This is a genomic window from Paraburkholderia sp. UYCP14C, assembly GCF_004197395.1.
In the GTDB taxonomy this organism is placed as follows: Bacteria; Pseudomonadota; Gammaproteobacteria; order Burkholderiales; family Burkholderiaceae; genus Paraburkholderia.
Genome location: NZ_SELS01000088.1, coordinates 1 through 23353 on the forward strand (window position 1 = coordinate 1; position 23353 = coordinate 23353).

General features: G+C 60.7%; 23 protein-coding genes, 1 tRNA gene and 1 pseudogene. 14 read left to right on the forward strand and 11 right to left on the reverse strand.

What is annotated here, in order from left to right; translation table 11 throughout:
- The 3 genes from EVC45_RS46315 to EVC45_RS39695 form a co-directional block, all read left to right on the forward strand.
- Positions 1-182 (forward strand): hypothetical protein (locus EVC45_RS46315; RefSeq protein ID WP_211193553.1); only part of this gene is annotated, 182 nt, incomplete at its 5' end.
- A gap of 188 nt (positions 183-370) precedes the next feature.
- Positions 371-778, forward strand: a complete 408-nt coding sequence (locus EVC45_RS39690; protein WP_129963595.1) for a DUF2384 domain-containing protein — start codon at positions 371-373, stop codon at positions 776-778.
- Complete coding sequence (locus tag EVC45_RS39695; protein ID WP_129963578.1) at positions 775-1296, forward strand: RES family NAD+ phosphorylase; 522 nt, start codon at positions 775-777, stop codon at positions 1294-1296. The genes EVC45_RS39690 and EVC45_RS39695 overlap by 4 nt, the downstream gene beginning before the upstream one ends.
- Positions 1297-1905: 609 nt before the next feature.
- On the opposite strand, the gene EVC45_RS39700 is transcribed toward EVC45_RS39695, so the two are convergent.
- Positions 1906-3018 carry a porin gene (locus EVC45_RS39700; protein ID WP_129963579.1) on the reverse strand — a complete coding sequence of 371 codons (1113 nt, stop codon included), beginning with the start codon at positions 3016-3018 and terminating at the stop codon, positions 1906-1908.
- Between the two features lie 200 nt (positions 3019-3218).
- Here EVC45_RS39700 and EVC45_RS39705 point away from each other — a divergent pair, with 200 nt between their 5' ends.
- Positions 3219-3926: a GntR family transcriptional regulator gene (locus EVC45_RS39705; protein WP_129963580.1), complete on the forward strand. Its 708-nt coding sequence runs from the start codon at positions 3219-3221 to the stop codon at positions 3924-3926.
- Positions 3927-4002: 76 nt separating this feature from the next.
- Here the strand turns inward: EVC45_RS39705 and EVC45_RS39710 are convergent, their stop codons facing one another.
- A complete protein-coding gene (locus EVC45_RS39710) occupies positions 4003-5313 on the reverse strand; it encodes an MFS transporter (protein ID WP_211193554.1) in 1311 nt (436 codons plus the stop codon).
- 287 nt (positions 5314-5600) lie between these two features.
- Between EVC45_RS39710 and EVC45_RS39715 the strand changes: the two genes are divergently transcribed.
- Positions 5601-6422, forward strand: a complete 822-nt coding sequence (locus tag EVC45_RS39715; protein ID WP_168991629.1) for an alpha/beta hydrolase — start codon at positions 5601-5603, stop codon at positions 6420-6422.
- A complete protein-coding gene (locus EVC45_RS39720; RefSeq protein ID WP_129963582.1) occupies positions 6419-6796 on the forward strand; it encodes a RidA family protein in 378 nt (125 codons plus the stop codon). The genes EVC45_RS39715 and EVC45_RS39720 overlap by 4 nt, the downstream gene beginning before the upstream one ends.
- 652 nt (positions 6797-7448) lie before the next feature.
- Here EVC45_RS39720 and EVC45_RS39725 read toward each other — a convergent pair.
- Positions 7449-7814, reverse strand: a complete 366-nt coding sequence (locus EVC45_RS39725; protein WP_129963583.1) for a type II toxin-antitoxin system RelE/ParE family toxin — start codon at positions 7812-7814, stop codon at positions 7449-7451.
- The gene (locus EVC45_RS39730) at positions 7811-8125 is read right to left on the reverse strand and encodes a type II toxin-antitoxin system prevent-host-death family antitoxin (RefSeq protein ID WP_129963584.1); all 315 of its coding nucleotides are present in this window, start codon (positions 8123-8125) and stop codon (positions 7811-7813) included. The genes EVC45_RS39725 and EVC45_RS39730 overlap by 4 nt, the downstream gene beginning before the upstream one ends.
- A 249-nt stretch (positions 8126-8374) precedes the next feature.
- Between EVC45_RS39730 and EVC45_RS47790 the strand changes: the two genes are divergently transcribed.
- The gene (locus tag EVC45_RS47790) at positions 8375-8584 is read left to right on the forward strand and encodes a hypothetical protein (protein WP_168991630.1); all 210 of its coding nucleotides are present in this window, start codon (positions 8375-8377) and stop codon (positions 8582-8584) included.
- Positions 8585-8687: 103 nt separating this feature from the next.
- Here EVC45_RS47790 and EVC45_RS39740 read toward each other — a convergent pair whose 3' ends face one another.
- Both EVC45_RS39740 and EVC45_RS39745 read right to left on the reverse strand, forming a co-directional pair.
- Positions 8688-8882, reverse strand: coding sequence for a hypothetical protein (locus tag EVC45_RS39740; protein WP_129963586.1), 195 nt, complete (start codon positions 8880-8882; stop codon positions 8688-8690).
- Between the two features lie 376 nt (positions 8883-9258).
- Positions 9259-10149 carry a hypothetical protein gene (locus EVC45_RS39745; RefSeq protein ID WP_248295440.1) on the reverse strand — a complete coding sequence of 297 codons (891 nt, stop codon included), beginning with the start codon at positions 10147-10149 and terminating at the stop codon, positions 9259-9261.
- A 436-nt stretch (positions 10150-10585) separates the two neighbouring features.
- Here EVC45_RS39745 and EVC45_RS39750 point away from each other — a divergent pair, with 436 nt between their 5' ends.
- The 4 genes and pseudogenes from EVC45_RS39750 to EVC45_RS39765 all read left to right on the forward strand — a co-directional run bounded on the left by EVC45_RS39750 (position 10586) and on the right by EVC45_RS39765 (position 13336).
- Positions 10586-11056, forward strand: a complete 471-nt coding sequence (locus tag EVC45_RS39750) for a YbhB/YbcL family Raf kinase inhibitor-like protein (protein WP_129963588.1) — start codon at positions 10586-10588, stop codon at positions 11054-11056.
- 254 nt (positions 11057-11310) lie between these two features.
- Positions 11311-12456, forward strand: a complete 1146-nt coding sequence (locus EVC45_RS39755; RefSeq protein ID WP_306770855.1) for a DNA primase small subunit domain-containing protein — start codon at positions 11311-11313, stop codon at positions 12454-12456.
- Positions 12457-12632: 176 nt separating this feature from the next.
- Positions 12633-12965, forward strand: a pseudogene (locus tag EVC45_RS47795) (diguanylate cyclase); the annotation flags it as partial.
- A gap of 68 nt (positions 12966-13033) precedes the next feature.
- The gene (locus EVC45_RS39765; protein ID WP_129963589.1) at positions 13034-13336 is read left to right on the forward strand and encodes a hypothetical protein; all 303 of its coding nucleotides are present in this window, start codon (positions 13034-13036) and stop codon (positions 13334-13336) included.
- Here the strand turns inward: EVC45_RS39765 and EVC45_RS39770 are convergent.
- From EVC45_RS39770 to EVC45_RS39780, 3 genes are all read right to left on the reverse strand, one after another.
- The gene (locus tag EVC45_RS39770; RefSeq protein ID WP_129963597.1) at positions 13333-15459 is read right to left on the reverse strand and encodes an acetate--CoA ligase family protein; all 2127 of its coding nucleotides are present in this window, start codon (positions 15457-15459) and stop codon (positions 13333-13335) included. The two genes, EVC45_RS39765 and EVC45_RS39770, sit on opposite strands and share 4 nt — an antisense overlap.
- Before the next feature lie 14 nt (positions 15460-15473).
- The gene (locus tag EVC45_RS39775) at positions 15474-16256 is read right to left on the reverse strand and encodes an enoyl-CoA hydratase/isomerase family protein (protein WP_129963598.1); all 783 of its coding nucleotides are present in this window, start codon (positions 16254-16256) and stop codon (positions 15474-15476) included.
- Between the two features lie 166 nt (positions 16257-16422).
- Entirely contained in the window at positions 16423-17226 is an 804-nt protein-coding gene (locus EVC45_RS39780; RefSeq protein WP_129963590.1) for a substrate-binding domain-containing protein, read from the reverse strand.
- A gap of 127 nt (positions 17227-17353) precedes the next feature.
- On the opposite strand from EVC45_RS39780, the gene EVC45_RS39785 reads away from it, so the two are divergent.
- Positions 17354-18148: an IclR family transcriptional regulator gene (locus tag EVC45_RS39785; RefSeq protein ID WP_129963591.1), complete on the forward strand. Its 795-nt coding sequence runs from the start codon at positions 17354-17356 to the stop codon at positions 18146-18148.
- Between the two features lies 1 nt (position 18149).
- On the opposite strand, the gene EVC45_RS39790 is transcribed toward EVC45_RS39785, so the two are convergent.
- Positions 18150-19478, reverse strand: a complete 1329-nt coding sequence (locus EVC45_RS39790; RefSeq protein ID WP_129963592.1) for an MFS transporter — start codon at positions 19476-19478, stop codon at positions 18150-18152.
- 878 nt (positions 19479-20356) lie between these two features.
- On the opposite strand from EVC45_RS39790, the gene EVC45_RS39795 reads away from it, so the two are divergent.
- Together EVC45_RS39795 and EVC45_RS39800 are read left to right on the forward strand one after the other, a co-directional pair.
- Entirely contained in the window at positions 20357-21988 is a 1632-nt protein-coding gene (locus tag EVC45_RS39795; RefSeq protein WP_129963593.1) for an APC family permease, read from the forward strand.
- A gap of 179 nt (positions 21989-22167) precedes the next feature.
- Positions 22168-23082 (forward strand): glutaminase, encoded by a 915-nt coding sequence (locus EVC45_RS39800; RefSeq protein ID WP_129963594.1) that lies wholly within the window; start codon positions 22168-22170, stop codon positions 23080-23082.
- A gap of 164 nt (positions 23083-23246) precedes the next feature.
- Here EVC45_RS39800 and EVC45_RS39805 read toward each other — a convergent pair.
- Positions 23247-23319 (reverse strand) — tRNA-Lys (locus EVC45_RS39805).
- Between the last annotated feature and the right edge of the window lie 34 nt (positions 23320-23353).

Sequence of the window (23353 nt, forward strand, 5' to 3'; positions counted from 1 at the left end):
GATGTCCGGCGCTCAAACTACCCAGAACACGACATTTCTATTTAGCGGAAACCCGACATTTCTATTTGGGACCGACAAATCTATTGTTGATAATTTATATTATGTCAAATCAAGATCAGAACCGGCATCAACCCGTCGAACCTGATGACGATCAACGCGCCGAAAAACTTCGAGGATTCTGACGCTCGCGCGGCCTCCGTCATATCCAAGCGCGGCTGCGCTGCGGAAATCGACACTCCCTGCGCGAACCGCGATAGTCTTCTGAACCCTGTCGCCTCCGATGACCATCGCCGGCGGAACCATGTCCCATCTGCGTCTGGAATTCACGGCTCGTGCTAATATTGTGCATATATTGTGCGCGGAGATGGAAATGAACCCGGAATCCCCCGTCATCAGCCCGAAGGCAGGCGCCAGTTTCGAACAATTTATGGCATCCCTGCGCGACCCGGACAGTCCTGCGCCGGTCGTCTCGGCCCGTCGCTTCGGCGAGGCGCTGCATATCGACCTGCAGACGCTGGCCCAGCAGGCGCACGTGCATCGCAATACGCTCAGTCGTCAACCCGCGTCTGAAAGCGTCCAGCGGTTTCTGCGCGAAGCCCTCCGTGTTATCCGCGCGGCGACGGACATTTGCGGGGACGTGACTCAGGCCCTCTTCTGGTACAGGAACGAACCTTTGCCTGTCTTCGACTACAGGACGGCGGAGCAACTGGTTTCCGATGGCCGGACTAACGACCTTCTTCGCTACGTTTCGTCTCTCGAAGCAGGCGCGGCAGGATGATCCTCACCGCCATTTCCGGCATCACGGCCTACCGCATGCACCCGCCAAAGTGGGCAGTCGCACCTACGAGCGGCGCCGGCGCGGGCAAGCATGGAGGACGGGCAAACCGCATCGGACTTTCCGCCCTCTACCTTGCGCTGGATGTCGACACTGCCGTACGGGAATATCAGCAGGTCTCCCCGTTGATGCCACCCGGCACGCTCGTCAGTTACCAGCTGGGCATCGACCCTGTTGTCGATTTCACCGGTGGGTATCAAGGCGGCAAATGGGCTGCACTTTGGGAAGACTTTTATTGCGACTGGCGAGGTTGCTGGTTCAATCAGCGTATCGAACCACCGAGCTGGATACTCGGTGACGAGGTCGTGGCGGCCGGCGCAAAAGGGATTCTCTTCAGGTCACATCTGTCGCCGCAGGGAGTGAACTTGGTGCTCTACGTGGACGAGCTTGGGTCGGCAGACCGGCTCGAGGCGTACGACCCGCAGCACGCGCTTCCCCGAAATCAATCGTCGTGGACGTAGCAGGCCGTACGGCAGGCGGCCCATTCTGACGGCAAAGCAGATCGACCGCACGCGGTATCCTTTCTTCGAAGGCTTGCCGGGCAAATGAGAGGAATAACTGCCTCGATTTATGCCCGGCGCCCAGCCTGCCCCTGCAACATCGAATCGACGTTCACCGCGCTTTGACCTGTCCGCGGTCAATCCTGCGGCGGGAGGGGCGCGTGACTTGATCGTGGATCAAAGTCTCTCATCGGACCCACTTCTGCCGTTGAATTCTACGTCTGACGACCGGCAGCTTGCGAATACTCTACGGACATAGCCTGCTTGACCTCTTCAGATTTTGAGGCATCAAAGTCGTTCGTCGCTCGGCGGTTCGCCATCGTGCGACTGCAACACGCATCATTCAATCTTCGCTTCCACTCGAATCATCACCACGCGCACAGTAAGCCGTTGGGCTGGGATCTGGGAGTGTCTTATCGATTGCGCGGTTGTTCACGCATTCTTTCAAAAGGAGAATTTCATGGACAGAGACAACGAGGGGTACGTTTAAGCCCCTCGGTTCAGTCAGCGTGTTCGCCAATCCTTCCGGGAACTGAACGGCGCTTTACGATGCTCAGCCCTGAGCACTCGTCAGAATTTATGCCTGATCCCGAGCGACACGGAAGTCTGCTGGCGTGAACTCGATGGCGAGTTGTAGTAGATCTGCGCAAACTTGGCGTCACCGGCCGCCTTCTGGAAGATGCCCACGAGGAAAAGATCTGTGCGCTTCGAGAGGAACCAGTCGACACCGGCGTCAATCTGATGCCACTTCGGATCCTTATCGGTCACGTTGTAGTGACCGTTCGTGTAGATGTACCCGAGGCCTGCAAGCAGGGCCGGCGAGATGTTATAGGTCGCCGTGGCTTCGTAGTTGCTCAAGCTCAGCCTTGACGCATCGAGATAGTCGAACTGGGAGTGCGTATACATCAACGAGAACTTTGCGCTTCCCAGAACGTATGAGCTACCCACGCCATACATCTGTTGCTTGCTGACCGATGCGCCCTTCGAACTCGTCACGAACGGCGACGTAAACCCGTAGTCGCCATACACCGCGCCGGCGTTATTCGTCGCGCTGTTGGGTATGTCGACAACGTGATAGGCCGCGCCCACGCAGAGTGGGCCGTTGCCATACGTTGCCGCCGCATTGAAGTCCCTGTTGTTGGCGAAGCCGCCCGCCAGGTTGGAAAAAGCGTACTGTGACAGGACCTGAAAGCCGGAAATGCTCACGCTCTTGTACTGGACCGCGTTGTTGATGCGAAACGTCGGAAAAATGTTGTCGTTGTCGCCGATCGGCGGCCCGTACGTCGCGAACTGAACGGCCGCCTCATACTGCCCAAGGCTTTGCGACATCGTGTCGATCTGCCGCCCGAACGTCAGTTGCCCGAAGCGATCGTTGGCGAGGCCGACGAACGCCTGGCGGCCGAACAGGCGACCGCCTTGGCCCAACGCCCCGTTGCTCATGCTGAATCCGCTTTCCAGCGTGAAGATCGCCCGATTGCCGCCGCCGAGATCTTCCCGACCTGTGAAACCGAAGCGCGGTGATTGCTGGACTCCGCTCGCCAGTTGCCATTGCTGATGTCCGCCAGCATTGCTGGTGTACATCACACCCTCCGAAAGTATCCCATACAGCGTCACGCTGCTTTGCGCGCACGCCGGACCTGCCACGATCAAAGGCAGACAAGACAACAACAACTGACGTTTCATTCGGTTCCCCTGTGAGCTAGTTGGTTGAAGTCACGCGTCGTTGCGTCACTGTCACGGCGAACAGTAAACTTTATAAATTTCACTGTCTATATAAATTTATAAAGATTTTCAAAATTTCTCGTTTTCCCTATCGCAGGGGTGACCCGTATATACTTGGTCGTTAGATATGAAGCCAATGAATCGCTTCGCGGAGACGGGAAATGGATCAGAAGGTGCACTCAGGACAACGCAGCCGGGCACAATTGCCGAAGACAACGCTGTCGGAGCAGGCATACGAGCATTTGCAGAACGACTTGCTGGCCGGCGTGTTCGCGCCAGGCGAAAAGCTGCGGCCGCAGGCGCTCCAGGAGCGGTATGGTGTCGGCATCAGTCCGATCCGTGAGGCGCTGATGCTGCTCAGCTGCGACGGACTGGTCACCAATGAAGGCCAGCGGGGCTTCAGGGTGGCCGAAGCTTCCCTCGACGATTTGCTGGACATCCTCGATGTGCGCAAAAAGATCGAAACGGAGCTTCTCGAAGACGCCATCAGGCACGGCGACGAGGAGTGGGGCGCGCAAATTACGGCGGCGTTTTACAAGCTCGTCCATACGCCGCTACCCGCGGCGGGCGACGTGCAGGCGGGGCACCGGTGGGAGCACGCTCATCGACGGTTTCACTACGCGCTGCTGAGCGCGGCGCGCTCGAACTGGTTGCATCGCATCGACGAGCAACTGGTCTGGCATTCCGAGCGCTACCGTCGCATGCGCATCGCAGGGCCGTTGCCGCAGGAGGTGCTTGAGCGCGATATCGTGAGCGAACACCAGGAGCTGATGGACGCGGTCCTCAAGCGTGACACCGAACGTGCGTGCTCGCTGCTCGTCGCACACATTGATGAGACGGCCCGCGTCGTCTCGCAATATCTGACCTGAACGTTCACGTGACGTGACATGAAAAAACGGCTGGCCCAAGGGCCGGCCGTTTTTTCAATACCCGCGCAAGGTAGTATCAAGCGACCGATCGCGGGTCGGTACTGACCGGCCGTTGGCGGGCATCGGGAAACGGCAGCGTCGCCGCCAGAACCGCTGCAGCGGCCACGCTGCCTGCCATGAAGAACAGCGCATTCGAGAAATCCGGCGAGTGACCTCGAATCCAGCCGATGGCGTAAGGACCGAGGAAGCCGGAAAAGCCGCTGATGACGTTGACGAGTGCCAGTCCGCCGGCGGCTGCGCGACCTGTCAGGAACGACGACGGTATCGACCAGAACACGCTGAGCGAAGCGCCGATCCCGATCAACGCGACGCAGACCCACGCGAGTTCCGTATTCGCGGAATGACCGAGCGCACTGGCGGCAAGGCCGACACTGCCGATCGCGAGAGGAATGGACAGATGCCAGCGGCGTTCCAGCGACCGGTCCGAATGGCGGCCGTTCAGAATCATGGCCACTGCGCCGAGCAGAAAGGGCAAGGCGCTCAGCACGCCGACCTCGACGGTGGACATACCCGAAATCTGCTTGATGATCTGCGGTAACCATAGCGTGATGCCGAAGAAGCCGACCCCCACCAGCAGATAAAGCAGTCCGAGCAACCACACGATCGGCTGGCGCAGTGCCACCCCAAGCTTTTCGGTTCCCATCGACGCGGCCTGTTCCTGATCGCGCTTCATCGTTGTGAGCAGCCAGTCGCGTTCGGCCGTGTCGAGCCACTTCGCGTTCGACGGTTCACCGGCGAGAAAGACGTACGTGAAGATGCCGAGCGCGACCGCCGGCAGCGCTTCGAGAATGAACACCCACTGCCATCCGGCAAGACCGCCCACGTTGTTCAGCGACATCACGAACGCGGAAATTGGGGCGCCGATCACCACAGCAATCATGTTGGCGGACATAACCTGGCCGATGGCACGCGCGCGCTGTTCGGCTGGGAACCAGCGAGTCAGGTAGTAGAGCACGCCAGGCAAAAAGCCCGCCTCGGCCACCCCGAGCAGAAAGCGGATGGCGATGAAGCTCGTCTCATTGAAGATGAACGCCTGCAGACCCGACACGAGACCCCACGTGACGATGATCCGCGTGAGCCAAACCCGGGCTCCGAAGCGCTGTAGCGCGAGATTGCTCGGGATCTCGAACAGGATGTACCCGATGAAGAATATGCCCGCGCCGAAGCCATAGACCTCGGGTGTGAAATGAAAGGCGCGCGTCATGTCGAGCGCCGCAAAGCTCACGTTGACGCGGTCGAGAAAATTCACGAGCCACAGCACGAACAGCAGCGGCACGATCCTGAGCGTCACCTTGCGCATGACGGCCGTGCCAAAAGTTTGATCCATCGTTGTCTCCTCAAGTTGATCGGGCCCCAAGCGCAAATAACGCCAAAGGCGGCGGCATCGGTTCGCCCGAGCGACGAGCATCGACACCACGATTTGCAGTCATTCTTAGCGCGTAGAAAAATCACGTCAACATAAATTTTCATGTTTATATAAATTTCATCGTGCTATATGATGCGATGAAACTGTTCGCAGTGCCGTTCGACGCCGGTCGGATGGGCAATCAACGCTGAGGAATTCGAGTGACCAAGGAGACATTTCAACTGGAAGGGCAGATGCCACTGCCGACGATGGCCGCGCAGCTCTATGCCAGCACCGTCGTGTCGTGGGCGCAGGATGTGCCCACGCATCTGCGCCGCGAGAACAACGTCCGGTATGGACCGCATCGGGAACAAACCTACGACGTGTTCTATCCGCACGATGCCGAACGCGCCCCCGTCGTCATCTTCTGGCACGGCGGCGGCTGGACGAACGGCTACAAGGAGTGGAACTGGTTCATGGCGGAGCACGTCACCCGCCTCGGCGCGGTGCTGGTTCTGCCTGACTACCGTCTCGCACCAGAACATCGCATGCCCGCGGCTTTCGATGATTGCCTGCTGCTGCTGCGCTCGCTTGCCGCCTCGCAAACGTTCGAGGGCGATCGACGCAATGTCTATCTGGCCGGACATTCCGCAGGCGGCCATCTGGCCGCGCTGACCGCGCTGCGTTTCAGGCGCGGCGACGGCCCGATGGACGATCGCATCGCCATTCGTGGCTGCGCACCTATCAGCGGCATCATGGACATGAGCCATCCCGAGCCGGAGCCCGACAGTCTGGAAGCACGCGTGTACGAGATGGTGCTCGCGGAGGCGGACGACGACGGCGTGCTCAGCCCCGTTTGCTGGACGACCGGCAACGAGCTGGCTTTTGCCCTGAGCTATGGGGAATATGATTCGCCGCGCGTCATCCGCTCGAATCGCCGTCTGGCCGCGTTGCTCAAGTGCCAGTCCGCGCCCGTCGACTGCCATGTCGAACAGGGCCGTGACCACTTCGAAACGCACCTTGTGTTGAACGATCCGAACAGCCGATGGTATGCGTCTCTGGGGAAAATGATGAAGGGAGCGACACTGTGAAAGAAATTATCGATGTTGGCTTGCCAGCGCTCGGCCAGCCCTTCTCGTGGGCAGTGCGTGCCGGCGATATGGTGTTCACGGCACATGGACCGGTCCGGACCGACGGGTCGATCAACATCGGTCCGGTCGAAGAACAGGCGCGCCTGACTTTTGCGAACCTCGAACGCGCGATGAGTGCAGCGGGCGGCTCGCTCGACGACGTCACGCAGGTGTTGATCCAGATGATCGATATCGCGGACATGCCTGTCATCGACAAGGTCTACCGCGAATTCTTCCGTCAACCCTTTCCCAACCGATCGAGCGCCGCGGTAAAAGCGCTCGTAGTACCAGGAATGCGCATTGAGATTGTGGCCAATGCGGTTTTATTCAGCTGAAATCTGGCTGCTTTTGCAATGCACACGCTTGACGAAGGATGAAAGATGATGCGGCGATTCATCGGCGGCAAGAAGTGCGAAAAACGACCTTGACGCAGCGCTATGGCATCCAGTGACCTGGGAGGACGACTTCCAGAGACGGGTGAATTGTAGATAGGTTTACTAAGCAACTCTTTGCCGCTGACGCACGGATGTCCGTTAGAAGGAGTCAAGCTGACGATTGAACCTCGTCTTGAGGATAGATGCCGATGGCCGCAGTTGGCCCGGTTGCTGACCCACGGCTCGGGGACGACACAGCACGGACTGCGCAGGTGTGAGCGGTAGCATGCGACGGAAGGCAGATGCCGCTCTCTAGTTCAACGCCAGTCGTCATAATCGGCCTTAGGTTACGTTAGCAGAGGTGAATTCGATTTCTTGCGCGTGATGACGAGGTCGACCAGGACAAATTCACCCCGTTTCCGTTGAGTAGCGAGGTCAGTAGGGATTCGTAGCTCGACGCGACAGGAGACTTCTGGGTCGTTACGACTGAACGACTGTGATGGGTATCGATATCTTTTAGTGCGTGCCAGTCGTTTCGAAAAAGCGATTCGTGCGGCGTCAAATAAAAGCCATGGGTGCCGCCCGTGCCTCTTATGTCGTTCCAGGTTTCCCATTACACATCGTATGCGAGTTCTCTCTGGTGCTTCACTGAGATCAGGACCGCTCGCACATCCGAATGGGCATAAAGGAGAACATAATCGCGCAGGACATACTCGCGCGCTTCGGTCAGTCCCGCTGCAACAAACGCAGCGACAACCCGATTCAGATCTCGTAAAGACTCATCGGACCCGTCATCAAGGGCGAGATTGAATGGGCGGCCAATTCGGGGATACACCCGGATGCGTTCAATGAAGGCGAAGAGTTCCGTCTGGAAGCGCTCGAAACGTCGGAGTGCGGACTCCGGATCTTGCAGTAGCAAGAACTCTTCTACGTCATCGAGAGAGTGGCTGAAGCTCTCCGCTATCTCGATGGATCTCATCCCTTGGCCCGGCTCCTCAATCGCGCATGCCGGGTCTTCATCGATTCACGGAGCTGTTCGAGGGACTGGACGCGACCTGCCGCGGCGTCCTCCAGTCCGGCGGCCAGATCACCCAGAGTGAAGACACGCGTGCGCTCGCGCGCTTCGAGTTCGTGGTAGTAGTCCAGTTTCCTGGCATCCACAATAGCGACGAACGCCGCGCCATTTTTCGTCAGAACCTTTTCAGCACCGCCGACGACGTCATCGGCCAGCTCGGTCAGTCTGGCGCGGGCTTCACTAATAGGCACGACATCCTGGGCGCGGATAGACATGGCTGAATTCTTTAATGGATACGTTAACGATCAATGTAAGCTGCTTGACGATGAGAGTCAAGACCAGCCATTTCGCCATCGCAGTGTTCCACGTGAAAAATAGGATGCGACCTAAATATTATGGTGTGGCAGCGCGCCCTTTGAAATGGAACTTCCCGGAGCTCAGTTCGTTGGGAAAACCGTGACCGCGGCCGCCATGATTGCCCGGCGCGGCGTCACGACGCTGGTGCCCGTGCATCGCAGGGACTGGTGGATCAGTGGCGCGAGCGCCTGCAGTCATTTTTCGCGCTGGATCCACACGACATCGGCGCAATCGGTGGCGGCAAGGCGAAATTTACGGATCGGATTGACGTCGCCATGCTGCAGTCGTGGCACCAGATGGCCCCGCGGAGCGCTTTTGAGGAATTATGGCCCCCGTTTGCGCGCCTCAACGCCTTCGGCCGGTTGCCCACGCTGTGATGCCCTCGCCCCGGTCGCGCTCGTGGTCACAATTCGAGGTCTCAGGTCGTAGCGGGACGATATGTGCCCGGTCCCTGCCCGAAAGTGCAGGTGCAGCGCTCTCTCAGTGGATGCGTGTGAGGTTACGAAGGAGCGAATCGCCGTCCTGCGTCACGCGAGGCCGCACTGCCCCGCCGGCAAGCCTCTCCATGGTAACGAGCTGACGTTCAAGCAGCGTATCGAGTTCTTCCCGCTCGGCAATGTGGTCGGCCGAATCCCTGACCAGCATCAATGTCGCAAATTCATGGGCGCTGAGCATGCTTGCCTCCTGATAACTTGAGTAGGTGCTGTATGGATCGCGTCGGCTGGGGCACTCGCTTTTGACGTCGCCTGCCGATGGCGCACTCGCTGCAATGGCGCGGGGAGTTGATGGTAGGGGGAGCGCAGCGTCGCGGCAATCCAGGGTCGTCCCGCATATTGGGCTGATTGGAAACGACGCACTGCAACGGATGCGGTGTCAACCTTGCAGATATGTCTTCCAGAAAGCCGTGCCCTATCGCTGACGGGACCACAAGTTCACGGCCAGCCGTTCTGCGGGGACACCGACGTCGGCATTCTCGCGCATGCGGGTAAAACGAACGACAGCATACCGATCGCACCCAACACGTGTTACGACTCACCGCCGGGCCTCCGTCTCACCGGTGTTGTACTTTCCGTGCGGCCATGTACGCGTCGAACAGGCCTGCATGCAGCCCGCTGAGTTGCTGGCGCAGGCCGACCAGTTCGTGCTGGTCGCCTTCGTGCTCCCGGCGCAATATTTCGCCCAGCAGGGCCGTCGCGCGAGAGGCCGCCTGATCTCGCTGCACGCGAGCCTCGCCAAGCCGGGCCGCGAGCGCTGGCTTGACCACCAGCAGCCACGCGGGGAGCCAGGCGTATTCGTCGACCTCCCCGGTACCCGGAAAATCGGCATCGAAGCGCCGCCGCAGCGCGTCAAGCGAAGCATCTCCAAGAATGGGCAACAATGCCGCGAACCGCGCGGGCGAGAGCCACGCCAGCTCTGCGAGTAACGTCCACGCCGCATCCAGTCCGTCTGTGCGATAGCGCGACTCGGTCATCCATGCGAGCGGGGCCGGCAGACGCCACCAGGATTCAATGGCTTCGACGGCGTCACGGGCCGCTGCCCACTCGCCTGCCTGAAGCCACAGCGGTGCGGCGTGACTTTCGGGCTCGGCGCTGCGAAAGGTCAGCGTCGCAGCCCGCTCGGCGAGCGAACGCCAGCGCAGCGCCATCCACGCATGAATGGCCAATGCGGGCAGCACGCGCCGGGCGGCGGGTACCACCTGATCTTCGAGGTAACGGCGGCCGCGGACGAGCGTCGCGTGATCAGCAATGGGGACCTCCGATCCGGGCTCGAGCTCGCGCACCAGCACGTTCATCGCGGGCAGCGCGCCGTCGTCCGGGTATTCGCGGGTGAGGTATTCCAGCGCCGTTCGCGCGGCCATTGCATCGCGCCGCTGCAGTTGCTCCAGGACGTCATTGCGCAGCATGACGTCACGGCTGTCGGCAAAGATATCCAGCTGCTGCATGGTCTGCTGCGTCGGCATCGCGCTCAGAAGAGTTGATCGTGAACGGTGGTCAGGCTAGCCCATTTCGCGGTGCTGCGAAAGGGGCCGCCGTCCTCATCCACCGACTCGGCGATGGTTTCAGCTTGCCGGAGATTGGAAGGATCGTTGATGTAGCCGTTCGGGCTGTAAAACGCATTCCCGGATTGAGCCAGTCTGGCCGCCGATGACTAGAATTGAGCAATGGTTGCATTCCCCCAAGGAGGCTGCCATGACTCAGTCAATGATCAGTTTTTGGGTTGGCCTTGTGGTTCTCGTTGTCGTTGCATCGGCCCTGTCCCGGCGCTACAGGCGCGATCACCCGGGAGAGAGCCTGAGCCAGTGGCTCGACACGCATCACATGAGCTGGATGCATCGCAAGCACTAGCTGGCGGCGCGGACTGACGCCGAGGAGCACATCATGGCCTTCACCCTCACCTCCCAAGCTTTCCACGAAGGAAGCGAGATTCCTCGGCGCTACACCTGCACGGGCGCGGACGTCTCCCCACCGCTCTCGTGGTCCGGGGTACCCGCCAATGCGAAAAGCCTCGTGCTGATCGTCGACGACCCCGACGCGCCCGACCCGGCCGCACCACGGATGACCTGGGTCCACTGGGTGCTTTACAACATCCCGGCGACGGCTCCAGGTGTTGAGGAGGACGTCACTGCTGGCGCGCTTCCGGCAGGCACACTTGAAGGCACCAACGACTTCCATCGCACCACGTATGGCGGCCCATGCCCGCCCATTGGTCGTCATCGGTATTTCCACAAGCTCTACGCGCTCGATACCGTGCTGCCCGATCTTCACAGGCCCACGAAGGCGGTGTTGGAAAAGGCGATGGAAGGCCATGTGGTCGCGCACACCGAACTGCTCGGCACATTCCAGAAATAACACGCTTCCCGTTTCGTGGCGTGCCGCGCGATGAGCTGCTGCCGGGGTTGCGCGTGACCTGCTATCGCGGCCAGACATGATCGCGTACCGCGTTACGGGCGAGACGGTCGCGGTGCTCGGCGTCTACTATGGTGGGCAGGATGACCCGGCCAGTTTTCAGCCGGATCTCGACGAATAGACCGAGTTGTGCGGCGGCCCACCCCACCGGTAGCAATCCGCGCGCGCATCCCGCCCCCATTCCACCGGACCAGTCGATGAATGACGTCAAGTTGTCGCGCTCAGGTTGGGAGGCTTGCAGACGCGAAGAACTGCTCGCAGAACTCACGCGTCTGCAGGACGAGAATGCCCGGCTCGCCGCCTTGCTGCGAGAGGCCGTTCCGTCGCACGGCAAGCACGAGGCTGCGCCGCCGGGCGATCCATCGCTGGTGGTGCATAGCACGGGGACTTCCGCGCTTTCTCCCCAGCAGAAAGTACACCTCTTCCGGAGTCTTTTCCGGGGCCGTACTGACATTTATCCGCTTCGCTGGGAAAGCCGCAATTCCGGGAAATCGGGTTATGCACCGGCGTGCGCGAACGAATGGCGCGCGGGCATCTGCGAAAAGCCCCGCATCCGCTGTGCGGATTGTGTGCATCGCGTGCTGCTGTCGCTGGACGATCAGGTCATCTATGCACATCTCGCCGGCGATCACACGGTGGGCTTGTATCCGCTGATGCCGGACGGCACCTGCTACCTGCTCGCGATCGACTTCGATGAGGAAAGCTGGCGGGACGATGCGATGGCCTTCCGGCAGTCATGCGATGAACTGGATGTTCCCGTGTCGCTGGAGATTTCACGTTCGGGTAACGGTGCGCACGCATGGATCTTCTTCTCGTCCGCCGTCACCGCGCGTGACGCGCGCCGGCTGGGTTCGGCCATCATCAGCCACACGTGCTCCCGAACGCGCCAGCTTGAGTTGTCGTCCTACGACCGGCTCTTTCCGAATCAGGACGTACTGCCCAAAGGCGGCTTCGGCAACCTGATCGCCCTGCCGCTGCAGAAGCAGCCTCGCGAGCACGGGCGCAGCGTGTTTGTCGATGAAACCCTCCAGCCTGTTGCCGATCAGTGGGCTTTCCTGGCGTCGGTCAGATCGATGGACGGGCGAGATATCGAAGGGGCAATTTTCCGCGCCACCGGCGGTGCCCACCCGCTCGACGTTGCCTTCATCGCTGAAGAGGATCAGGCCGAGCCATGGAACCCGCCACCTGCACTGCCGAAGCGTCTGGCTGGAGCCATGCCGGTGTCACTGACATTGACACTCGCAAACCAGCTCTATTTCGAAAAAGCCCAGCTTCCGCAATCCCTGCTCAATCGCCTCATCCGGATCTCGGCATTCCAGAATCCGCGCGGACCGATTTGCTGAACAGGAGGCGCTTCTGCGTCAGAAATTCGACGAGTTCGACAGCGGCCGAGCATCGCAATGAAGGTACGCTTCGTGACCGATGCCGCAAGCCAACTGATTTTGATTCGAGATAAATACGTAATCCTACTAATTAAACATAATTGTTTTAATCAACATTTGAACGGTCGTCCGTTTTTATGGTGACTCTTCGGGGGCTTCCGCAGACCGTGACCGTCCGAGCCGCTGCGCAGGTCAATACGTCGCTCATCGCGATACTTGACCGGCACGGCTTCCGACGCGCGATGCGGCTCATGCTGCCCGGCGTGGAGATACCGGCGCGGCCAGTCCCCGGCACCGCCATCAAGATTGACGCGCCCCGGTAGAGCGTGGAAGCCGTCGACGCCATGCTGCTCGACGCGGCCTGGCAGTTCAGTGCCAGGGAGGTCGACCGCATCGAGCCGCGCGGCGGCAATGCTATCGGCGCCGGCGCTGCCGCAGCGCTCGCCTGCCGCCAGGCGTTTGGTGACTACGGCAAAACGACATGCCGCGCGACTATCTCAAGTTTATGCGGCTGCGTATCAATGATTGATCGCTCACATTGAGCGAGAAGGCAGTCGACGACGACAAACTGGTGGAAGCGACGAATGCTATCCGCTGCGGCGCAATGCGCAGGGCACGCCCGGCAATGAAAGTCTTCTTTGATGGTTGCCAGTCCTGGGTCGCAAGTCATCTGCACCGCTATCTCGCAGCCCGCCGTCTCAGTGCCAGCCATCTGGAATTCTGGTGCAAAATCGAACTTGGCCGGAGTGTCAGTGGCGTGGAGTACGCCCGGAGCAACCTGGGATTTGGCGGCGACCTGAGCGTACTGCCCACCCGAGCGTTTGCCGGCAACGCGTGCTAGTGCCCGGGTTGCGGGACTTCCGCATAAATCTGCCCGATCACCGCGACGCCATCTGCAGCCCGCACGCCCTGGCCCTCAGGCAATACAAAGATCGGATTGATCTCTGCCTCGATCAGCCGGGAACCCAGCTCGGTCGCCATCCGGGCGAATGCGACGATCGCAGACGCCAGCGCATCAACGTCCGCGCGCGGGCGTCCGCGGAACCCGTCGAGAAGGGGAAACGTCTTCAGCTCCCGTATCAGCTCCAGTGCCTCTTCGTGCGAGAGACCGCTTTCGGGATCGAGCATGCGCATCGAGGTGTCCTTGATCAGTTCGGCTGTGACTCCGCCCATGCCCAGAAGCACGGCTGTACCCAGTGGATCGCGGTGGAGGCCCAGAATCAGTTCAACACCTCCCGCCACCATTTCCTGAACCAGGAAGGCCCGCGCAGGCACGCCCGTCGCCGTTTCAACATCATCGCGCATACGGTTCAGACGCGCGCCGACGGAACTCGCGGGCACGCCAACCGAAACGCCACCGATGTCGCTCTTGTGCGTGATGGTATTCGAGAGCATCTTCAATACGACCTTTTCACCGAACGTACGAGCCGCGTCTTCAGCCTGGGCGGCGTCACGGACCACCACTTCCCTCACCGACGGCACGCCAAACCGTGCGAACAGTGCTTTTGCGTGCGCCTCATCGAGCGAGCCTGAGGGAAGTTCGTTCTGGTCGAAATGAACACGCGCGGGCGGTGTCGGCCTCGAACGCCGCGCATGCAGCGTCTGGCCATACCGCCACATCGCTTCGATCGCGCTCGTTGCACTTTCGGGACTCGTAAACGCCGGAACACCCTCACCGTTCAGCAAACGGGTAATAGTCGGCGCGTGCGGGCTAACGTACGCGAGTACCGGCTTGCTCGAGCCTGGCATGGAATCGCGAATCGCCCCCACCATCAGATCGGGCATTGCCAATCCCGATGACCCGACAATCACGGCGACTGCGTCATAGCTGGGACTGTCAAGCAAGGATCGAATCGCACCTCGCAACAACTCGGGCTGAAGACCGGCAAGCGTGACGTCGATCGGATTGCGGTCGAGCACGGCGTGGTCACCTGTTTGCAGGGCCCGCAAACAGGTCGCCGTTGCTTCGTCGGGAGCGGATGTTTCGAAGCCGGCGACACCCAGACTGTCGGCCACAAGTGTGCCCGCGCCGCCGGTCGAAGTCAGAATCGCAACGCGCCTACCCTCAGGCCGCCGTCCGATGGAGAGTGCATTGGGAAGATCCAGCAGGTCCGCAAAAGTCGCCGCCCGGATCACGCCGGTCTGGCGAAAGAACGCGTCGTACATGCGATCGGAGCCTGCCAGCGCGCCCGTGTGCGAAACGGCCGAGCGAGCCCCGGATTCCGACCGGCCAATCTTGAACGCAACCACTGGCTTGCCTGCCTGCGCGGCGCGCAGCGCAGCGGTGCGAAATTTCTCCGGATGGCGTATGGCTTCCATATACAGCGCAATGACGGAGGTCGCGTCGTCGTCAACGAGATAGTCGATGAAGTCGGCCATATCCAGATCGGCTTCGTTGCTGGTCGATACCAGTTTCGAGAGTCCAATGCCGCACGCGGCCGCGCGCGACAGCAGCGCTCCGAGAATGCCGCCGCTCTGGGACACCACACCGATAGAGCCCGCGCGGAAGCCATCCGTTTCCAGCGCGCCGCTTGCCGAGAGTGTGATGCGGTCAGTCAGGTTGACAAGGCCGATCGTATTGGGACCAAGCAACCGCATCGAGCCTGCCGCCTCCAGCAGTTCCGCCTGCCGTTGCGCGCCTTGAGCGCCCGTCTCCGCATAGCCGCTTGCGAGCACGATCGCCGCGCGTGTGCCGCGCTTCGCCAATTCAGCGACTGCGGTATGCGCACGCTCCGCACCGAGCAGCACGATACCGACGTCGGGCGCAGCGGGCAGCGACGCGACGTCCGCATAGCACGTCAGCCCTTCGATGGCATCGTAGCGCGGATTGACTGGATAGACGGTTCCTGCGAAGCCGTGCTTCTTCAGGTAAGCCACGGGCCGGCCGGAGGTCTTCGAGGGATCGGACGATGCACCGATCACCGCGACACTTTCCGGACGCATCAGATGGGAGATTGCGTTCATGTCGGTTTCCATTCTCATTGCGCCTTGTTCAGAAAAGCGTGCACCGCTTCGCGATGCTCCCGGCTCGTGTAGCAAACGGCCTGCGCCTGGCTGCCCTGCGCGAATACCTGAATGGCGGACAGTTCATAGCTCTGGTTCAGGAGCGTCTTGCCAAGCGCGAGCGCCGTCGCGGAACCCTGGCCAAGCTCCCGCGCCCAGGCATGTGCCTCCTCGAGCAACCGCTGCGGAGCGCACACGCGATCGGCGATACCGAGGTCGAGCGCTTCCTTCGCATCGACCCGGCGACCGCTGAAGATCAAGTCCTTCGCGCGCGGCAACCCCACGCGCCGAGGAAGAAAATACAGGCCGCCGCCATCCGGAATCAAACCGCGCCGGATATAGCTCCATGCAAAACTGGCGTCTTCCGAGGCGATGACGAAATCGCAGGCCAACGCCATGTCGGCGCCAAGACCCGCCGCTGCCCCGTTCACTGCTGCGATGGTCGGCTTGGGCATCGAATAGAGCAGGTTCACGCTGTGATGCACGCGCTGTTGTCGGGACCAGCCGTTGAACGCGACCTCGCCCGTCGGCGCGTTCATGCGCTGCGCCATGCCGCTCACGTCACCACCGGCACAGAAGCCTTTGCCATTGCCAGTCAACACGACGGCTCGCACCTCCGGATCTGACGCTACGTTTTCGAGCGCGTGAATGAGTTCAGTGCGCATGTCGTCGGTGATTGCGTTGCGCTTTTCCGGGCGGTCTAGCGTGATGACCGCGACGCCGGACTCCACTGCAAGTTGAATCATTGGGATATTCATGATGGTGATGCCTGTACAGTGTGGACGATCTGAGTTGAGTGCCGGCGCTGCCGCACAGGCAGCGTCTTGTGTGATAGAGCATAGCGTTCGCTGTATCGATTTGAACGGGGGTTGTTCCACTGGGTGAAACAGGACCCCATCCACTCTCGACACGGCGAACCATGGCTCACTCTGGCTCCCGGGCATTGACCGGATCAAGACCGGCCTCTTTGAAGGCGCTTCTCGCCCCGGGCGTTTGCAGGTAAAGGATCAGGGCCCGGGCGGCGTCAGGCTCGGCGGCGTCGCGAGCGACGGCTGCGGAAATCACGCTCACCTTTTGCAGCGGCTCCGGCAGCGGTCCGACGTACTGAATGCCATCGATCGCGCGCAGCTCACTGATCTGCTGCAGGCCCATATCCGCCTCCCCCCGTTCGAGGGCGATACCAACCAGTTCCTTGCCTTTGATCTGGACGATCTTGCCTTTCATGGCATCAGTAATGCCAAGCTTCGGAAACAGGGTCCCGGTCACATAGTTGCCGCTTGCCCCCTCCGAGAAGGCAACGGAGCGTGCATTGAGCAAGGCGGATCGAACCGCCTCGACAGAATGGATATCGGGCTTCGGCAGCCCCGCGCGCACCGCGATACCGACGCGCGATATCGCGACATCGGTGCGTGTGCTCTCGACGAAACGGCCCTGGTGAATCTGTTCGTCGAGCGCGGCACCGATCATGAAACACACGTCCATCGGTTCGTGGTTCCTGATCCGCACCGGCAGGTCATCGCTCGATGTCCCGTATGATGGTCCCCACGAAACGATCAACCTGTTGCCGGTTGACTTCTCGAACGCCGGAGCGATCGTTTTGAACGCCGCTGACAATGCTCCGGTTGCGAGTACGTGAATGTCTGCGGCCTGTGCGCTCACTGCACCGCACAGCGCGAGCAGCACCGGTGCAACAATCCGTAGGTCGACGCGTCTGTTCGGGAGAGTCATGACTTTTCAATGCTCCTGTTGATAAAGACAATTCATGCCGGACCGCGATGGTCCTGGCCGCTTCGTTTGTACGAGCCTCGCTGCTGGCCGTCACCGCACCTGTTGCGCAACACCTGATCTCGATACGATGAACGCTTCCGAAAAGATGCCGCGCCGTGCCTCTGAAACCGTGTTGAACCGCTCCCTCGAACGAGGGCTGCTATTGCTGCGAGCTTTCGGGCCCGGTGCCGACGCGCTCGGCAACGGCGACTTCGTCGAGCGCACCGGATTGCCGAAAGCCACAGTGAGCCGCCTTGCTCGCACGCTGGTGGAGTGCGGCTTTCTCCAGCACGATGCGGTGCGCCAAGTCTACCGGCTTGGCGTTCCAATACTGAGCGTGGCCCATGCGATGCGCACGGGCTCCAGAATCCTGCAGGCCAGCACGCCACTCATGCGCGAGGTCGCCCAGAAGCGCCAGATCAATGTAGGACTTGCAGCGGCTGACGGCGACGACATGGTTTATCTCGAATCCTTTCGCTATAACCAGCGAGCTTCGCTGCGCACGGTCGTCTCCGGCCAGCGGGTACCGATGGAACTGACCGCGCTGGGACGCGCACACTTGTCGACCCTGGACGATAACGAACGCGCGCAGCGGCTCGCATCGCTGGAGCGCCGCGCCAGCCGGCACTGGAAGCCAATCCGGCGGCAGATCCACGAGGCAATCGATCACGTTCGTCGTCTTGGATACTGTGTGGCGAGTTGGCAACCCGAGGTTGTCGCACTTGCAACGCCGCTGACGGTACCCGGACATCCGCCAGTCATGCTGAATTTCAGCGTGCGCACGACCGACACACCATCAGCCGTCTCGACGGCCCTCGCGGCTCCGCTCCTGCAGTTGCGCGACGCCATTGTTCATGCGATAGCGGTGCTGGACGACGATTGAGTCATCGCTCGCTGACCGAGCGCTTCGGTACGCCGAGCACGACGGCCAGGCCGCCTAGCAGGGAAACGAGCGCGACAGCGTAAAGGCCCATCGCGGTGCTGCCAAACCGCGAGGACGCAAGACCGATGACCGTTGGCGCCAAGATGCCGCCAAACTGGCCAAGACTGCTGATCAGGCCAATCCCGCTCGCTGCCACGGCCGGTTTCAGATAGGCCGGCGGCAAGGTCCAGAAAAGCGAAAGCATGCCGAGATATCCGGCCGTAGCGACGCACAGCAGCACCATCAATGCGCCAACGTCATGCGCAAAGAACGGCAGCAACACGACCCCGCCCGCTGCAAGCGTTGCGCTGACCATGAAATGCCAGCGCCGTTCGAGCCTGCGATCTGAACTGCGTCCCATCAGATACATGGCGGCCGCTCCCACCACGTAGGGAATCGCCGAAAGTGCACCGATATGCCAGAAGTTCGTGACACCGCTGTTCTTGATGACGCTTGGCGCCCAGATATGGACGACGATGCTGGCCCAGGGCACGCTGAAATAGGCAAACGTCAGGAAGTAGAACCTGGGCTCACGCAGTGCGACCCAGATGGAGTTCGGTGCTCGCGTCTCTTTCAGCGCGGCCTCGCGGCGCAGCGCATCGAGCACGATCTGCTTTTCTTCAGCATTGAGCCACTTCGCCTGTTCGGGCCGGTCGGTCAGGCAACGCCAGGCAGCGATACCGGCCACGATGGAGGGCGCGCCCTCGAGGATGAACATCCATTGCCAGCCGTTCAGCCCTAGCGAGCCGGTGAGCCGTTCGAGGATCAGCCCGGACACCGGTCCGCTGACGATGCCCGACACGCAAATCGCGCACATGAAGAGGGACGTGACGCGTGCACGTCGAGCAGCGGGAAACCAGTAGGTAAAATAAAGAATGACACCGGGGAAGAAGCCTGCTTCGGCCACGCCGAGCAGCACGCGTGCGAAATAGAACTGCATTGGGGTACGGACGAATGCGGTCGAGACCGACACCAGGCCCCAGAAGGTCATGATGCGCAACAGGGTCAGGCGTATGCCAATACGCTGCAGCCAGAGATTGCTGGGCACCTCGAACAGCATGTAGCCGAGGTAGAAGAGGCCCACGCCAAAGCCGAATGCCGCTTCGGACAAGCCGACATCGCGCCGGAACTGAAGGTGGGCAAACCCGATGTTTGCCCTATCGATATAAGCGAAGACATAACAGACGAAGAGCAGCGGCATGAGCTTCCAGGTTACCTTGCGGTAGACCGCTTCGGTCATTGAATGCTGCGCGGCCGTCGCCTCGGGCGAGGGACTTGTCACTGCTTGCATGGCGTCTCCGGTCATTTATTGGCTGCGGAATGGGAATTCCCGCCCGGACCGCCCGGTCGGATCCCGCATGAACACGATTATGGTTGCCACACCGAGAACGCCAAGGCGCCAGTTCCACTAAGTGGAACAGCAAGTTTGGCTGGACCAATATTGGAAAAGCGACCAACGTGACCTGCCCCCCAGCTCTGATGGTCTCCAGGCGCCGGAGCATGCCGCGATGAAAGACGGAGCTTACCCGCGGATCAGATCAGCGAGTCCCCGCTGGTGACGGGCTTTTCATGCGAAAGCGGACCGAAAGGAGTGCGCGAAACCGGAATGTCGCCTGCGAGCACCGGCATCTCGAGCGTCGCAACCCGAGATATTCGTCCTGTTTCGAGCTTGTATGGACTCGTCCGCCGCGGGGCATCCTGATTCCCTGTTGGGCGAGCGTGCGTGCGTCCATCTGCTTGCCCTGGTCCCTTGGGCTGTAATCAACGCGAACCTCGTCGGGAGACCGAAGTTATGAGCCGCCGGAAGAACGGTTGTCGCAAGAAGCTGGCAAGTTCCGCGCGTACTTGGGGCTGACGCCGGAGTTACAACCTCGAGTCTTTTTAGCGCTCCGGCGAAGTTGTGACGACTTTACTTTATGTCTGCGACTGCCGACGGATTATGCTTTTTCGACATAACCCTTATGCGTAATTTGCATTGGACGGAGCAGTGTCATTTCGAGAATATCGCGCACTCGTTTGATGACCATAGGTGAATCAAGGGCACCTCGCGCAGCACACATTGCGATAGCGGCCTCGCGCTGCTTTCGAATTACAAGGAAAGCCGGAACTTTGAGCGTCACGCATGAAGACGTCCGACAGTTCCGTGCATCTGAGATTTGGAGACGACAATTGAATCAGTCTATTCAACGGCACATCGGTCCGTTCGCACTGCTTTTGACGGGGCTCGGCTCGATCATCGGATCGGGTTGGCTGTTCGGCGCGTGGAGAGCCGCCAAGATCGCGGGTCCCGCAGCGCTGTGCGCGTGGGTGATCGGCGCGGTGGTGATTCTCGCAATCGCGCTGACTTACGCTGAACTCGGCGCGATGTTCCCGGAATCGGGCGGCATGGTGCGTTACGCACGCTATTCGCACGGCGCCCTGGTGGGCTTCGTCAGCGCATGGGCCAACTGGATCGCGATCGTATCGGTGATTCCAATCGAAGCTGAAGCATCGATCCAGTACATGAGCACGTGGCCGTATGAGTGGGCACACAACCTGTTCGTCAGCGGCTCACTGACCACGCCCGGCCTGTTGCTCTCGGCGGTGCTGGTGGTCATCTACTTCATGCTGAACTACTGGGGCGTCAGGGTGTTTGCCCGGGCCAATACGGCCATCACGATCTTCAAATTCATCATCCCCGGCCTGACCATCCTCGGCCTCATGATGAGCGGCTTCCACAAGGAAAACCTCGGCGAAGCGAGCACGTTCGCGCCGTATGGCTGGTCGGCGGTGCTGACCGCGGTCGCGACGAGCGGCATCGTGTTCGCGTTCAACGGTTTCCAGAGCCCGATCAACCTGGCCGGTGAAGCGCGCAACCCCGCGAAGAGCGTGCCGTTCGCCGTGATCGGCTCGATCGTGCTCGCGCTCGTGATCTATGTGCTGCTGCAGATCGCCTACATCGGCGCGGTGAATCCGGCTGATGTCATGAAAGGCTGGAACCAGTTCAACTTCAAGTCGCCGTTCGCGGAACTGGCGATCGCACTGAATTTGAACTGGCTGGCGATCCTGCTGTACGTCGACGCATTCGTGAGCCCGAGCGGCACCGGCACGACCTACATGGCGACGACCACGCGCATGATCTATGCGATGGAGCGCAACAACACCATGCCGAAGATCTTCGGCAGCGTGCATCCGCTGTACGGTGTGCCGCGTCCGGCAATGTGGTTCAACCTGTTCGTGTCGTTCCTGTTCCTGTTTTTCTTCCGCGGCTGGAGTTCATTGGCGGCGGTGATTTCGGTCGCCACCGTGATCTCGTACCTGACCGGCCCGATCAGCCTGATGGCGCTGCGTCGCGCAGCGACCGATGTCAATCGCCCGCTGCGGATCGCCGGCATGAAGTTGATCGCGCCGTTCGCGTTCGTCTGTGCGTCGCTGATCCTGTACTGGGCGAAGTGGCCACTGACTGGCGAAATCATTCTGCTGATGGTCGTTGCGTTGCCGGTGTTTTTCTACTTTCAGGCAAAGGCGGGCTTCACGGGCTTCAATCAGGATCTGAAGGCGGCATGGTGGCTGGTCGCCTATCTGCCTATCATGGCGATCCTGTCGCTGATCGGCAGCAAGGAGTTCGGCGGCTACGGCATCCTGCCGTACGGCTGGGACATGCTCGTCGTGATCGCCTTCTCGCTGGTATTCTACTTCTGGGGCGTGAACAGCGGCTATCGCTCGGCATATCTCGACGAGCGCGACACGGTTCACGGCGAGAAGACCGACGAGTACGCAACAAGCGGTCTTTCGGGTGAGGAGTGGATGTCGGCGCACTAATGCGCTCGATACTGCTGAAGCAAATGCGCCACTGAAATATTTCCCGTGCAGAATAACGCGGGTCCTACCACTGCGTGGCGCAAAACATGCCCAGCGGATCACGCTTGCCGGGGTCCGCTTTGCAGTGTGCGCCCCGGCTCCCACTCATCCGTTTCACCGATATGACCTGATGAGGCTCGATGGACTATTCACGCATCCTCGAAACGATTCACGCCGACCTGCAGCCGTGGCTCGATAAGGGACGCGTCGCCGACTATATCCCCGAACTCGCGGGAGTCCCGCCAAACAGCTTCGGCATGGCGATCGTGACGACGGCGGGCGACGTGTTCCGCGTCGGAGAAGCCGATACACGATTTTCGATTCAAAGCATCTCCAAGCTGTTCGCATGCACGATGGCATTTGGGCTGCTGGGCGATGCGTTGTGGCAGCGCGTCGGCCGTGAACCATCCGGCACCGCCTTCAATTCACTCGTGCAACTCGAAGCCGAGCACGGCAAGCCGCGCAATCCGTTCATCAACGCAGGCGCGCTCGTCGTCACCGACGTGCTGTGCCGCCGCTTCGTCAAGGCCGAGACCGCGCTGGTTGAATTCATGCGGCGCCTGACGAACGAATCCACGATCGACTATGACATGCGCGTTGCGCAATCCGAATTGCAGCACGCGCATCGCAATCGCGCGATGGCGCATTTCATGGCGAGCTTCGGCAACATGGAGATGCCCGCGGAGGCGGTCGTCGATGCGTATTGCCGTCAATGCGCGATTTCGATGAGTTGCGTCGAACTGGCAAACGCGGCGCTCTTTCTGAGCAACGGCGGCGTCGTACCGTCAACGGGCGAGCGCATTCTCGATGCAAGCTCAACCAAGCGTCTGTCAGCGTTGATGCTGACGTGCGGCACATACGACGCGGCGGGCGATTTCGTCTATCGGGTCGGCTTGCCGGCGAAAAGCGGCGTGGGCGGCGGCATTGTCGCCGTGCTCCCGGGAGAGATGGCGGTTTGTGTCTGGTCGCCGCGCCTGGACAGCAACGGCAATTCGCTCGCGGGCGTCCTCGCGCTGGAGTGGTTGACCACGCTTACAGGTCAGTCGATTTTCTAACCCAAGGCGCTTACTACTTGCGCCGGTGTGCCTTTAGTCTGAGCACGGGCAGCCCTTGCTCGTACCCAGCCTACCTGGAAGAGCCTTCAACAGACTGGTCCTCATGCGAACAGGGAACCAAACCGAGCCTCGGGCACGCGTCTGACTCAATCATGTGAACCGGGTAGGCCGTACTGGATTCGAACCAGTGACCGACGGATTAAAAGTCCGCTGCTCTACCAACTGAGCTAACGGCCCCCTGCTCCCGATCATCCACTGCCGTCGCGCTGTT